Source organism: Streptomyces cynarae, assembly GCF_025642135.1.
Lineage (GTDB): Bacteria > Actinomycetota > Actinomycetes > Streptomycetales > Streptomycetaceae > Streptomyces > Streptomyces cynarae.
On record NZ_CP106793.1, the window covers coordinates 3,403,557 to 3,416,733 of the forward strand.

The 13,177-nt window shown below is 70.4% G+C and carries 10 protein-coding genes; 7 read left to right on the plus strand and 3 right to left on the minus strand.

The genetic code is table 11. The features are described 5' to 3' along the window. The first annotated feature begins 592 nt into the window (after positions 1–592). The 4 genes from N8I84_RS15800 (at position 593) to N8I84_RS15815 (ending at position 4,925) form a co-directional block, all read left to right on the plus strand. Positions 593–2,050, plus strand: coding sequence for a PrsW family glutamic-type intramembrane protease (locus N8I84_RS15800; RefSeq protein ID WP_263230136.1), 1,458 nt, complete (start codon positions 593–595; stop codon positions 2,048–2,050). Beyond that, positions 2,047–2,448 carry a hypothetical protein gene (locus N8I84_RS15805; RefSeq protein WP_263230137.1) on the plus strand — a complete coding sequence of 134 codons (402 nt, stop codon included), beginning with the start codon at positions 2,047–2,049 and terminating at the stop codon, positions 2,446–2,448. Before N8I84_RS15800 ends, N8I84_RS15805 begins: the two co-directional genes overlap by 4 nt. Beyond that, positions 2,438–4,636: a hypothetical protein gene (locus N8I84_RS15810; protein WP_263230138.1), complete on the plus strand. Its 2,199-nt coding sequence runs from the start codon at positions 2,438–2,440 to the stop codon at positions 4,634–4,636. The genes N8I84_RS15805 and N8I84_RS15810 overlap by 11 nt, the downstream gene beginning before the upstream one ends. Before the next feature lie 106 nt (positions 4,637–4,742). After that, positions 4,743–4,925: a hypothetical protein gene (locus N8I84_RS15815; protein ID WP_263230139.1), complete on the plus strand. Its 183-nt coding sequence runs from the start codon at positions 4,743–4,745 to the stop codon at positions 4,923–4,925. 84 nt (positions 4,926–5,009) lie between these two features. Here the strand turns inward: N8I84_RS15815 and N8I84_RS15820 are convergent, their stop codons facing one another. From N8I84_RS15820 to N8I84_RS15830, 3 genes are all read right to left on the minus strand, one after another. After that, on the minus strand, positions 5,010–5,843 hold the full coding sequence (locus N8I84_RS15820) for an alpha/beta fold hydrolase (protein ID WP_263230140.1): 834 nt from the start codon (positions 5,841–5,843) through the stop codon (positions 5,010–5,012). Between the two features lie 123 nt (positions 5,844–5,966). After that, positions 5,967–6,734, minus strand: a complete 768-nt coding sequence (locus N8I84_RS15825; protein ID WP_263230141.1) for a hypothetical protein — start codon at positions 6,732–6,734, stop codon at positions 5,967–5,969. Beyond that, positions 6,731–7,378 (minus strand): RNA polymerase sigma factor, encoded by a 648-nt coding sequence (locus tag N8I84_RS15830; protein ID WP_390898900.1) that lies wholly within the window; start codon positions 7,376–7,378, stop codon positions 6,731–6,733. Before N8I84_RS15830 ends, N8I84_RS15825 begins: the two co-directional genes overlap by 4 nt. 161 nt (positions 7,379–7,539) lie before the next feature. On the opposite strand from N8I84_RS15830, the gene N8I84_RS15835 reads away from it, so the two are divergent. Genes N8I84_RS15835 through N8I84_RS15845 form a run of 3 tightly spaced genes read left to right on the plus strand, consistent with a single transcriptional unit; the run spans position 7,540 to position 13,052 of the window. After that, positions 7,540–8,337: a hypothetical protein gene (locus N8I84_RS15835; RefSeq protein ID WP_263230143.1), complete on the plus strand. Its 798-nt coding sequence runs from the start codon at positions 7,540–7,542 to the stop codon at positions 8,335–8,337. A 15-nt stretch (positions 8,338–8,352) separates the two neighbouring features. Continuing rightward, a complete protein-coding gene (locus N8I84_RS15840; RefSeq protein WP_263230144.1) occupies positions 8,353–10,701 on the plus strand; it encodes a glycosyltransferase in 2,349 nt (782 codons plus the stop codon). A gap of 20 nt (positions 10,702–10,721) precedes the next feature. Next, on the plus strand, positions 10,722–13,052 hold the full coding sequence (locus tag N8I84_RS15845) for a transglycosylase domain-containing protein (protein ID WP_263230145.1): 2,331 nt from the start codon (positions 10,722–10,724) through the stop codon (positions 13,050–13,052). Positions 13,053–13,177: the final 125 nt, after the last annotated feature.

Below are 13,177 nucleotides of genomic sequence, written 5' to 3' on the forward strand. Positions count from 1 at the left end.
GCTTGATCAGGAGCTTTCCCAAAGCGGAACCGCCTCCATACGAGATCTCCACGGCCCCAGGGATTGACGCACGGCTGGTAGTGATTTGAAGTGAGCGCCGTACCGCTGTAAACGCAAAATAATGGCGTGGCCATGCCGCCGCGATGCGGCTCGCCAGTCAGGAAACCGACCGGACATCACGGGCTGGGTCAGGGGATGACGGCTGCTGGGGAGCCGGTGGCTCAGCAGAACGGGGGGATCAGTTGAGTACCCATGAGACGGCGCATCCGAAGGGTCCATCGCGCGTCCAGGTGCGGCTGCTTGCCGCGGCCGGTGGGTTAGGCGTGGTACTGCTGGCGGTGACACTGGCCGTGGATCTCACGGGCGCCAACGACATGCCCACTCCGACCATGCCGACACTGTCGGGACTGCCGACGTCATTACCGACAGCGTTGCCGACCTCCCTGCCGACGTCATTACCGACAGCGTTGCCGACATCACTGCCGACCTCCCTGCCAACCGAGCCCGGTCCCACCAGTCTGCCCACCGATCTGCCGAGTCTGAGCCTTCCGCCGCTCCCGACGGATCTGTCCAACCTGACCGGGGGTGGCTCATGAGCGGTCCGCGTCTGCTGTCGGTGCGTGACGATCCATGGGTGCGGGCGCGGGCGTTGCTGATCGCTCGCGTCGCCATCGTGCTCTATCTTGTCGAGCTGCTGCTCAATCTGACCCGGCCGCATCTGCTGCCCCACGAGCCGGCTCTGTCGATCTTCTACAAGCTTCCCGGCGACTCCGGATCGCTGGGGCGGCTGCTGTCGACGCCCCGGCTGGTGTTCTGGTGCGTGCTGGCGGGAATCGTGGCCGGTGCGGCTGTCCAGATCTACGCGGCGCTGACCCGGCGCCGCAATGGTGCCGGCGACGGCGGACGGCGTGCGATCACGCTGACCTGGGTGACCCTGGGATGCCTGCTGCTGCCGTTCGGGCTGATCTCCCTGACCGTCCTCTTCGAGTTCTTCCCGACCACGCTCCTGTGCCTGCCCACCACGGCCCTGGTCCTGTTTCTGCTGCGCGCGGTCGTACGGTTCGCCCGGGTGTCGTGGGCGGCGCTGCTGCTCGCCTTCGCCTGGGGCTCGTTGATCGTCTTCGGGTTGGGCCGGGCCTACACCAGCCTGGCGTACGGCACCGTCTACGGTTATCTGGGCCCGAAAAGCGGAACCGACCTCGGCTCGTTCACCAAGGGGCTCGACGACACCATCAACCTGCTGATCGTCCATCTCAGCCTGGTCAACGCTCTCATCGTCGCGGCGGGGGTCGCGTTGCTTCTGATGCTGCTGCGGCATCGCGTGACCGACGCTGTGACGGGCCTGCTCCTCGGTGCGACGGTCGGGCTCGGCTACAACTTCGTGGAAAACGTGCTGATCATCAAGTTGTACGGCTCGTTGGGCGTTTTCTTTGGGCCCACCAGCGGCTTCGAGTACTGGATCCGCGAGGCGATCGGCCTTCTCGGCGGACAGGTGACGTTCGGGGCGCTGGTCGGGGCCGGGATCGGTGCGGCTGCCGGTGTCCACAGGCGCGGTTTGCTCGTCGGGGCGGGCCTGCTGGCGGCCGTCGGCGGGGCGACGGCCGCCGAGACGCTGTCGGGTTGGTTGGCGAGCGAGCTGGGCGACGGTGTGCAGGTCGGTAGCGCGCTCGACACGCTCGTGGTCTCGCCGTTCTTCTGGCTGCTGCCCCAACTGCCGTTCTTCGCACTGGCCGTCGCGCTCCTCGTGACTGGGATCCGGTCACGGGCCCCTGCGCTGCGTGCTGCGGTGGCGGCGGAGACCGCGCCGGCCGGGCCCATCACGCAGGTGGAGGCACCGGTCCTCGTCTCGCCGGTGCTGCGGTTCTGGGCGGTGGCGGGCACCTGGCGGGCGTACGACAGGGCCACGGCACTGGCCCTGCACCGGCTGCAGTCCGCCCAGTTGGAGCTCGCGAGCTGGCGGGCGCAGAACGATCCGGAAGCTGGTGCCGAGGGGGACGAGTTGAGGGCACGCGTCATGCGGGGCAAGGGCGTACGGGAGGTGACCCCGTGAGCCGCGTCGTTCGTGCCCGCGGGCGCGCCGGGCGGCTGGTGCGCAGGGCCGCCGCACGGCTGGCGGTTGGCGCGGTCCTCGTGGCCTGCACGATGCTGCTGGCTCCGCAGGAGGCGTCCGCGTGCGCCGTGGGGTACGGCTACCGGCCGTCGGTGGACTTCAGCGACATAAGCCATCACCGGACGTGCTCGACCGGGACCTCCACGGCTGGGGTCGCCGCCTTCGCCGTACTGGTGCTCGGCGCCCTGGCCGCAGCGGGCGTGGTCGCCTTCCGTAGCGGTGAGCGGCGGATGGGAGCGGACACGCCAGGCCGGAGCGGCCCGACTTCCGCCCTGGCCGCCTACCTGGACGCCACGGGTGTCGTGCCTCTGGCGTGGGGTGAGGGCCATGCGCCGTAACGTACTGCGCCTCGGCGCACTGTTCACCGCGCTCTTTCTCTTCTTCTCGCCGACGGTGCCGAGCGCACTCGCGGCCCCCTCCCAGCCCTCCCATTCATCGAATGACGACATCCTCCTGGTGCCACGGGGTACGACCCCGAACTCTGAACAACTCCGAGACATCGCCAAGCGGCTCATAGCCGATCGGCTGGGGCGTGACCTTTTCGATGCCTGGGGGTCCTTCCGGATGCGTAAGTATCCTCCGGAGGAAGTTGCTGTGGCATATCTCCGCTTCGACTGGATGTCGTCCGACAGTACGCTGCCCGGCTGGCTGCGGAATCAACTCGACACCTTCCTGTCCGAACTTGAAAACGAAATACAGTTCCCCAGCTCCAAGCCGAAGCGATACCCGTTGCGCGTGAAATTGGGTATCGGCGATTCCGCCATCTACAAACGACTCGGCATGAGCTATACGCCGGGTCACCCATATCTTGTGGAATATGGGCCGGTTGCGGATCCGCTCTTGAAGCTGGAAGTCGGTAGCGATGGCGACTCCGCGCACACTGAGAGGAACATCATCGAGTGGCTGGAGCGGACCCTTCCGATCGTCCTTGGGAGAATAGCCCGCACCGATGCCGAGAGAGATAAGATCGACGAGGCAGTCAAGACGATCATTGAAAAATCGGGGGCCGCACTCGCGGGACTTCGCACATCATGCGGAAAGTGCCAGGGCCGGATGGAGAAGGTGAATCTGAGCTTCCCTAAGACTCTCGCGATCACCTTCTTCGACGAGAAGGGGACGCCGGATGCCACCCGGGCATCGGCGATCCTCCATGGGGGACTGCTGGACATGGCGCACAAGGAAATGGTCCGGTTGATCAAAGAAGACGAGGCGCGGGCCGACCAGAACATGGGTCAGGCATCCCCTTGCTCATCGGCGAATGGGTCCCATTCGATGGCAATGGTCGAGCTGCCGATGGCTTCTGACTGCGGTGAGAGCGAGAACAGTGGCCTCGCCCAAGCCCTCGCATCGGGGACGTACGGAGGCGTCGACTTCTCCAGCCTCCAGCTCCGCTACATGTCGGACAGCCCCGGCTCGGGCGTGCAGTACGCGTTCTCGGGGAAGGCCACGTCGCCCGGGCTCATGCAGGACGTCGACGCCGGAAGAGCGGCGCTGACCGACAGCGCGGCAGACTTGAGAACCTGGCTCGTGCTCGATCCCAGCAAGTTCTGGGTGAACCTCAATCCGGACGAGCCGGACCGCATCATCGACGCGAAGCTCGGCCAGACGAACGCAGGCCGTGCGCTGCTGGAGGCGGACTGGCGGATGAAGCAGACCGAGGGGAGGCTGCTTGACCCCAAGACCTCTTTCGGCGCCGAGTACTGGAGACGGCTCGGCGGTTCGTCGGGGAAGTCCTGTTATTCGTCGCGGATGTGGATCGTTCCGGGGGAGGTGGAGGTACGCGAGGACGGCGACTCGCTCTACGTCCTCAAGGCCGAGCTCAACGTCAAGGCCAAGGCGGAAGAGGTCGCCGGACTGGGACAGATCTCCTGCAACGCGGACCCTGCGGAAACGGCACGCAATGAGCGGCTCGAACAGGAAATGATGGTCCCGAAGATCGTGAAGGCAGTCAACACGGACCCCGAGTACGCGCCGTTGCGCAGGGCGTTCCTGGCCCGTGTCGTCGCACAGTGGATCCGCGACCGCCACGCCGACGGCCACAGCACCTCGTTCGACAAACTGATCGATTCCGGTGACGTGGGACCCGCCTCCCTGCACGGGTCATGGCAGCCGAAGCAGGTCTACGACGCGTACCTGCACTCCATCAACGAAGGGGACTTCACCTACAAGCGGACGACCCGGGTCGGCAACACCACCATCACCTACGTGATGCGGACCGGCGGCGTCGACTTCAGCAAACTGCCGTCGAAGAAGCTGACTTCGGCGGAGATGGACCGGCAGGTGCCGAAATTGTCGCAGACCATACGGCAGGCGGCCGGACAGCCCGCGACGGCGTCGGACGGTTCGGTCTGGCTGGGTGACAGAGCTGCGGCACCCCACACCGGCGCCTGGGGCAGGATCCGCACCTACCTGGGCGGCCGCACCGGAATCCTGATCGTCGTCGTGGTGGCGCTGGGCATCCTGCTGCTGTTCGTCCGCGACGGCTCGGCGATGCGCCGCGGGAGGCCGGTAGACGGCAGTTCATGAGCCCAGCAGGAGGCGAACCTTCACGCTGGGCATCGCCAAGCGCACCACGCCCCGCGAGCTGTGGGAGCCGAAGCCCTTCGTCCGCACCAACATCGTCATCACCGCCGTGTGGACCGCCGCCTTCGCCCCGACGGCCATCGTGCTCGCCGTCGTCGCGCACCCCGGGAACGCCCACTCCACCACGGCCACCCTCATCCAGCTCGCCGGGTTCGTGATCCCGATGGTCCTCACGGTCCGCTACGTCGCCGCCGTCCAGGCCAGGGCCGGTGCCGCGTGCGAACAGAACTGACGGCGACCTTCGTCAGCGAGAGCGCTCAGGTCGTCACGGAACGGCGCCGGGGAGACGCGAAGGCGGACCCGGCCGCTCTGCCGCTCAGTGCGGCCGTCGCAGGAACGCGATGAGCGCCGCCGTGAGTTCTGCGGACGCGTCCTCCTGGACCAGGTGGCCTGCGTCGGCGATCGGCTCCCATTGCGCGTCCGGGATCAGAGACGCCAGCTCTCGTCCCTTCGCCGGGGGAATCCAGGTGTCGTTCTCGCCCCAGCAGATCAGCGTGGGGATGCTGATCTGCGCGTACCGGTCCTGGATTTCGTCGGTCCAGCGCTGGTCGGCCTGGGCGATCTGCCGGTAGAAGGCCGCCTGGCCCGGGTCTCCGAGCCAGGGATGGACGAGCCGGTCGAGAACCGCGGGGTGCAGGCCCGGGCTGCTGGCGGAGCTGACGTACTCGCGGACGAGGGCCTCGTGCAGTGCGGGCGGTAGTTGCTCGAAGACTTCGGCGTGCTCTTGGACGAGCCGGAAGAAGGGGGAGCCCCACGGGGCCAGCGCCACCGGATCGACCAGGGCGAGGGCCCGGTAGCGGGCGCCGTGCAGCAAGTGTGCTCGCAAGGCGACCGCGCCGCCGAAGTCGTGGGCGACCACGAGCGGTTCCTCCAGCCCCCAGTGGTTCAGGAGTTCGGTGAAGACCCGGCCCTGGGCGGCCAAGGACACGTCCTGGCCCGTGGACTTCTCCGACAGCCCGTATCCCGGCATGTCCCAGACGAACACCTGGTGGTCGCGCGCGAGCGAACGGGCTATGGCACGCCATACGTACGAGGAGAACGGGGTCCCGTGGAGAAGGACGACCGGTTGCCGGTCGGAGTGCCCCAGGCGGTCCCAGCGGATGTCACCGGATGTGCTGGTGAACGTCTGGGTCAGCTGCCATTCGGTCATGGATGCCGTTCCTCTCGGTCGCGCCGGTGCGGCAGGTGGGTCACCGCACGGGGACCGTCCCGCCCGACGGACACGCCTCCCCCGGACCCGTGCACTTACACGCCGTCGCGCGCCAGGCCGGTGTCACTGCCCCTTCTTGCCGGAAGAACCGGCAGAAGCAGACGGCGCCTTCCCGGCGGCGCCGCTGTCCGCCCCGCTGTCGCCCCCGCCGTCGCGGCCGCCGCCCGACGCCGGCGGATGGGAGCAGTACTCCGCGACAGCGGCTTCGCTTCCCGCCGCCTCGACAAGGCGCCGCGGTGCGGCCGGTGGATGGCCGTGTGTCTGCCGGGCCGCCCGGTAGGCGGTGCACAGGCTGCGCAGCGACTGGGCTGCGGCGGACGGGCCCGCCGCGTCGGCGGAGGAGCGCGCTCCGGGCTTCCCGCTTCTGGGCGCCGCGCCGGTGGCGCCGGCGTCGGGGAGTTCGCCGGGTGCGGACGTCGTCGAGGGCCGTGGCTGGGAGGAGGCGGAGACCTGGGCTCCGCCCGGAGTCCGTCCGGAGCCTCCCGGGAGGGGCAGGTGGAGGGCGTTGGTCTGGACGGCCACCGCCACCCCGCCGAACGTCAGCGCGACCGTCACCGCGCCGATCCCGGCCTTGGCCCATCCCGGCGTCCTGCGGCGGCGGTATCGGGGCGCGCCCGCCGACGCGTCCGGGAGCGCCCCGGCCGACGCGGCCCGGAAGGCGGCTACCGCAGCGTCCTCGCCGTCCGCGGGCGAAACGTCCTCGGGGGTGGCGGCCGCCGCCCGCAGCACCGCCGACAGACTGCCGAACTCCTCACCGCCGGCACCCGGTACACGCTGCAGCAACCGCTCGGCCGTGCGGTCGTCCAGCCGGCTCCGCTGTCCTTTCCTCACGCGGTGTCCTCCAGTATCGCCGGTCGGCCCACGGCCGGTCGTGGCGGCTGACCGGGGTGCAGCATGTCGGCCAGTTTCCTCAAGCCCCGGTAGGCGCATACGCGTACGGTGCCGGGACGCTTGCCCAGCACCCGTCCGGCCTGCTTGGCGTCCAACCCCAGCACGACGCGCAGCAGGACCGCCTCCGCCTGGTCGCGGGGGAGACTCGCGATGAGTGCCAGGGCGCGGTCCGTGGACACCGATTCGAGCGCCTCGTCCGCGGTGTCGGACGCCGACGGCAGGTCCAGCAGGTCGCTCTCGTCACCGCCGATCAAAGGGCGTCGGCCGGAGCGCCGCAGATGGTCGAGCGCCCGGTTGCGGGCGACCTTGGCGGCCCAGCCGCGGAACCCGTCACCGTCCCCGTGGAACGTGCCGAGGTCACGGGCGATGTGCAGCCACGCCTCGGACATCACGTCCTCCGCGTCGGCCGCGCCGACCAGCGTCCGCACATAGCGCAGCAGCATCGGGTGCACCATCCGGTAGACGCGGCGGAACCCGTCCTCGTCCCCGTTCTGGGCGGCGTGCACGGCATCGGTGAGGGCGGCGTCATGCCTCTGCCGGTCCCGGGCCGCCGGGTCTCTCCTCGCCTCGCGCACGGTGGCCATCCTGCCGCACGCCGGAGCTCGACAGGCCACTGGCCCGGTTCCTCACTGTTCGTCCGACTCGTCCCGCACCGCAGGGACGAGGTGTAACACTTCCGGCCGAGTCGGCTCTCTCATTGCGGTCGGCCGAGTCGGCAGGCCGGTCGGGACAGGGGGCACAACTCGTGCAGTGGACGGACGAAAGCGGCAGAACGTACGGCGAGGACCCGTACGGCGGTGTCGGGTACCCGTATGCCCACGGGTACGACCACGGCGGCAGCGCCGTCACGGACACGGCCACGATGCCCTGGGACTCAGCACAACTCGAACAGTGGACGCACCCGGGCGGTGACCCCCGTGCGACGGGACCGGATCCCTACGCCACCGGGATGGCGTCCTACGCTGCCGGCACGCAGCCTCACGCGACCGGCCACCTGCCTTACGCGACCGGACCGGCCCCCGCTCCCGCGGCGTGGGACGCCCCCCATGGCGACGTCCTCACCGTGCCGCTCCCGGATCCCGACGCACCCGGCCATGTACCGGCCCCGGACGCAGCCGACAGCGAGTCGGTGCGACCCGTCTTCGTCGACTCCTCGGGGCGACGCCAGCGTCGCGTGCTGCGCGCCGCCCGGCTGCTGCTGATCCCCGCCGGCGGCTACGTCGCCCTGCTGATCAGCGCTGCGCTGGGCGGCCCCACCCTCGACGCCCCCTTCGTACCCCAGCCGGACCCCGCGCACCACCCGGCCAAGCCCAGCGTGGCCGCGCCCGACTCCTCCCCCGAAGCCGGCCGGTCCGCAGGGAGCGCGAGCCCCACTAGGGCGCGGCAGGCCTCCCGCCCCACCGCCCGGCCGACAGCGTCCACCGCCCCTGCGGCCACGTCCGCGCCCACCGCCGGCGCGTCCCCGGCTCCGGCCGCCACCCATGCCGCCGCCCCCACCCCCAGGGGCCGCGCGATCGGCTCGTCCCACAAGCCCGTGAAGTGACCAAGGCCCTCTGACGTGACCAACCGCCGTCGCCGCGACGCCGCTCCCCCGCGCCGCCACAGCCACCACCGCAGCCCCCGCCAGATCACGCCCCGCACCCACTGGCTGCTGCTGAGCGTGCTCGCGGTGACCCTGTCGGCGGCCCTGCTGCTGCAGGGCTACACCCACCACATGTTCGGCATCGCGTCGGACGACGTGACCGGCGCCCGCGGCCGCAACGACACGGTGCCCGGCCAGGTGGTCCACGGCGGCCCGGTGATCGCGAACGCCGCCACCTCCCCGCACACCGCCCAGGCGAAGGCCCGCACCATCGCCCTGACCTTCGACGACGGCCCGGATCCCGTCTGGACGCCACGGATCCTGGACGTGCTGCGCCGCAACCACGTGCACGCGACCTTCTTCGTCGTCGGAACCCAGGTCGTCGACCACCCGGAGCTGGTCCGCCGGATCATCGCCGACGGCAACCAGGTCGGCATCCACACCTTCACCCACCCCGACCTGGCCCGCCTCGCCCCGTGGCAGCGCTCCCTGGAGCTGCGGGAGACACAACTGGCGGTGGCCGGCGCCGCAGGGGTCACCACCGCGCTGCTGAGGCCGCCGTACTCCTCGGAGAACGACGCACTGAGCGACGCCGACTGGTCCGTTCTCAAGGAGGCCGACGCGGCAGGCTATGTCACGGTGCTCACCACCCGGGACGCCGAGGACTGGCAGCGGCCCGGTGTGGACCGCATCGTGGCGAACGCGACGCCCCGCGGCCACTCGGGGCAGATCCGGTTCGCGACGGTCGGCGACGCCGTCGGCATGACCGCACCCGTGCGGCCCGCCGGGCTCCGCGACCACCTGCAGGGGCTGGCCCTCATCTGGATGCTGCGGGGCGGCGACTGGATCGTGTGGCTGCTGGGCGTGCTGATGTACGCGGCGGGAGCGATCAGCGTGCTGCGCGCGGTGGTCGTGCTGATCGCCGCCCGACGGCACCGGCGGCTGCGGGCCGTGCGCCGGGGCCGGTCCTGGGGGCCGCCGGTGACCGAGCCCGTCAGCGTCATCGTCCCCGCCTACAACGAGAGCGCGGGCATCGAGGCGGCCGTGCGCTCGTTGCTCGCCTCCGACCATCCAGTGGAGATCATCGTGGTGGACGACGGTTCGACCGACGGCACCGCCGACCTGGTGGAGTCGCTGCGCCTGCCGGGGGTGCGGGTGATCCGGCAGCCGAACGCGGGCAAGCCCGCCGCCCTCAACACCGGACTCGCCGCCGCCACCTGCGACCTGGTGGTCATGGTCGACGGCGACACGGTCTTCGAGCCCGACACCGTCCGCACGCTCGTGCAGCCCTTCGCCGACCCCCGCGTGGGTGCCGTCTCGGGCAACGCCAAGGTCGTCAACCGGGGCGGTCTGCTGGGCCGTTGGCAGCACATCGAGTACGTGGTCGGATTCAACCTGGACCGGCGCCTGTTCGACCTCGCCGAGTGCATGCCGACCGTTCCGGGCGCGGTGGGCGCGTTCCGCCGCCGGGCGCTGCTGGACCTCGGCGGCGTCAGCGACGTCACCCTCGCCGAGGACACCGACCTCACCATGGCGCTGTGCCGCGCCGGCTGGCGCGTGGTCTACGAGGAGGGCGCGAAGGCGTGGACCGAGGCGCCCGCGTCACTGAACGCCCTGTGGCGGCAGCGGTACCGCTGGTGCTACGGCACCCTGCAGGCGATGTGGAAGCACCGCGGCGCGCTGGTGCAGCGCGGTGCCGCCGGGAAGCTGGGCCGCCGGGGCCTGGTCTATCTGCTGCTCTTCCAGGTGCTGCTGCCCCTGCTCGCCCCCGTCGTGGACGTCTTCGCCGTGTACGGGCTGGTCTTCCTCGACCCGGTGCGGGTCGTCGGGCTGTGGCTCGCCTTCCTGCTGCTGCAACTCGTCATGGGCCTGTACGCGTTCCGCCTGGACGGGGAGCGGCCGGGCCCGCTGTGGAGCCTGCCGCTTCAGCAGTTCGTCTACCGGCAGCTGATGTACCTGGTGGTGATCCAGTCGGTGTTCACCGCCGTGTCGGGCTCGCGGCTGCGCTGGCAGCGCATGGAGCGGTACGGCAGCCTCCAGGCCCCGGCCCCGGTGGGCGCGGCCCCGAGCGACGTCACCCCGCAGGCGCCCGGCTTCGCGCCGCCGGCACCGTACGACGGCCCTCCGCCACCGTCACCGTACGGCCCCCTTCCGCAGCCGGCCCCGTACGACGCCTCTCCCCCGCCGGCGCCGTACGACGCCTCTCCGCACCCGGTACCGTACGACCCCTTCGCGCGACCGGCAGCGTACGACGGCCCGCCACCGCCCGCACCCCACGACGGCTTCCGGCAGCCCATGCCGCACGAGACGACCCAGTGGTACTGAGAGGACAGTGACCCGAGCACATGAGTGGACACCGGCGCCGACCGCCGCAGAGCACCTTTGCCGGCAGCCGTGCCGCGGGTGACCGCACCACGGGCCGCCGGGCCGCCGTACGGCACCAGGCACCCGGCCCGGGCGGCCAGGTCCCCGGGCCGGGCATGTCACGGCGCGCCCGGAGAGCGACGCCGCAGCGGAAACGGTGGATCGACTACCCGCGCGGGGGCAGGACGGGTCCGCGCCGCTGGCTGCCGTCGGTGCGCCAGCTGCTGGGGCTGTTCCTGTTCTGCTTCGGCGCCACGGTGGCGGCCGTCGGTTACGCCTACGCCACGGTCACCATCCCCGACCCCAACCCGTCGACGCTGCTTCAGAACAACGTCTACTACTGGTCCGACGGCACCGTCCTGGCGACCGACGGCAGCGTCAACCGGCAGAACGTCACCCTCACTCAAGTCCCCGCGGACGTGCAGTGGGACTTCATCGCCGCGGAGAACGCGTCCTTCTACACCGACCCGGGCATCGACCCGCAGGGCATCCTCCGCGCCGTCGTCCACATGGCCGAGGGCGGGTCCGTGCAGTCCGGATCGACGATCACGCAGCAGTTCGTGAAGAACACCTATCTCGATCAGTCGCAGACGCTCTCCCGCAAGGTCAAGGAACTGCTGATCTCTTCCAAGATCGGCGCGACGATGAGCAAGCAGCAGATCCTCCAGGGGTATCTGAACACCTGCTTCTTCGGCCGTCAGGCCAACGGCATCCAGGCCGCCGCCCGCATGTACTACGGCCTCCCGGTCGAGAAGCTCGACGCGAGCCAGGGAGCGTTCCTCGCGGCGGCGGTCAACGAGCCGAGCCTCTTCCAGTACGCCGACTCCGATCCCGCGGCCAGGGCGCAGGCCGAGGCCCGCTGGTCCTGGGTGCTCGACCGGATGGTGACGGTCGGCAAGCTGACTCCGCAGCAGCGGGCCCGGTACTCGGCCGCAGGTTTCCCGGCGCCCAGGAAGTGGGCTCCCGGTTCGGGCCTCACGGGCCAGGTCGGCTACCTGGCTCAGCTGGCCAGGTCGTACATCCAGGCGCACGACCCGAACATCACCGAAAGCAGCCTGAGCCGGGGCGGTTACCAGATCCACACCACGTTCGACAGGAAGAAGACGGCGGAACTGTCCCGGGCCGTGGCGAAGGTACGCAAGGACCGCCTCGACCCCGCACACCGGTCGGTCGACCGGGACGTGCAGGTCGGAGCCGCCTCGGTGGATCCCGCGACCGGCAGGATCCTCGCCGTCTACGGCGGCCCCGGCTACGACCGGGCCCACTACGCCGACAACGCCGACACCTCCGGCGTCCCGGTGGGCTCGACCTTCAAACCGGTCGTCCTCGCCGCCGCGCTCCAGTACGGAGCCGTCCTGCAACCCGGCAAGTCCCCCCAGCCGATCACCCCGGCCAGCAAGTTCGACGGCGACGACGGCATCCAGATCAAGGACCAGCAGGGCAACTACGTCACCGACGACAAGGACCCCACTGGGCTGCTCCACCAGCACAACGACACCGACCAGCGCTGGGGTTACATCGATCTGCGCAAGGCGATGGAGCAGTCCGTCAACACGCCGTACGTGCAGCTCGGGGAGGACGTCGGCTACGGGAACGTGGCGAGCACGGCGGAAGCCCTCGGGCTGCGCTCGAGTAGCCTCGCCGCCCCCAGCGCCGGCTTCTACATCGGCACCTCGACACCGAGCGCCATCCGGATGGCGGGTGTCTACGCGACCTTCGCCGCCGACGGGATGCGGGCCACGCCGTACTCGGTGACCCGGGTGACCCACAACGGCTCGCCGCTGACCGGCTTCACCGCGCCCACCCCCGTACGGGCCCTGCCGGCGGCGGTCGCCGGCAACGTGACCGACGTGCTCCGGGGCGTCATCGCCCGGGGCACCGGCACCAAGGCCCAGGCGCTCGGCAGGACCGCTGCCGGCAAGACCGGAACCACCGACGACTACCGGTCGGCCTGGTTCATCGGCTACACCCCGCAACTCGCCACCTCCGTCGTCCTGTTCAAGGAGGACCCGAAGCACCCGCAGTTGCAGTCACTGATCGGCGTCGGCGGCCTGCAGAAGGTGTTCGGCGGCGACATCCCCACCGAGATCTGGACCCAGTACATGCGCGACGCACTCGCCGGCCTGCCCGACGCCTCCTTCCCCGCGCCGGCGCCGCTCGGTCAGGGCGCCGACGAGCTCGGCGCTCCCTCCCCCTCACCCTCCCTCGCCAAGCCCCCTGCCAAGCGGGGCGGCAGCACCGGCAAGAAGGCGACCACCCCCCGGAACGCCCCGACGGCCAGCCCCGTCTGCCGCCATCGGAAGTGCCGTTGATCCGTCCTCCCGCTCGCAGGTGGGAGGCCCGGCGTCACTTCGGCACCGCGCGGGGCGGTCCGTAGGTGTCGTACGACGCAGTCCCCGACCGCTGAGGCGTGAGCCGGTCGGGGGCTGCGGAACAG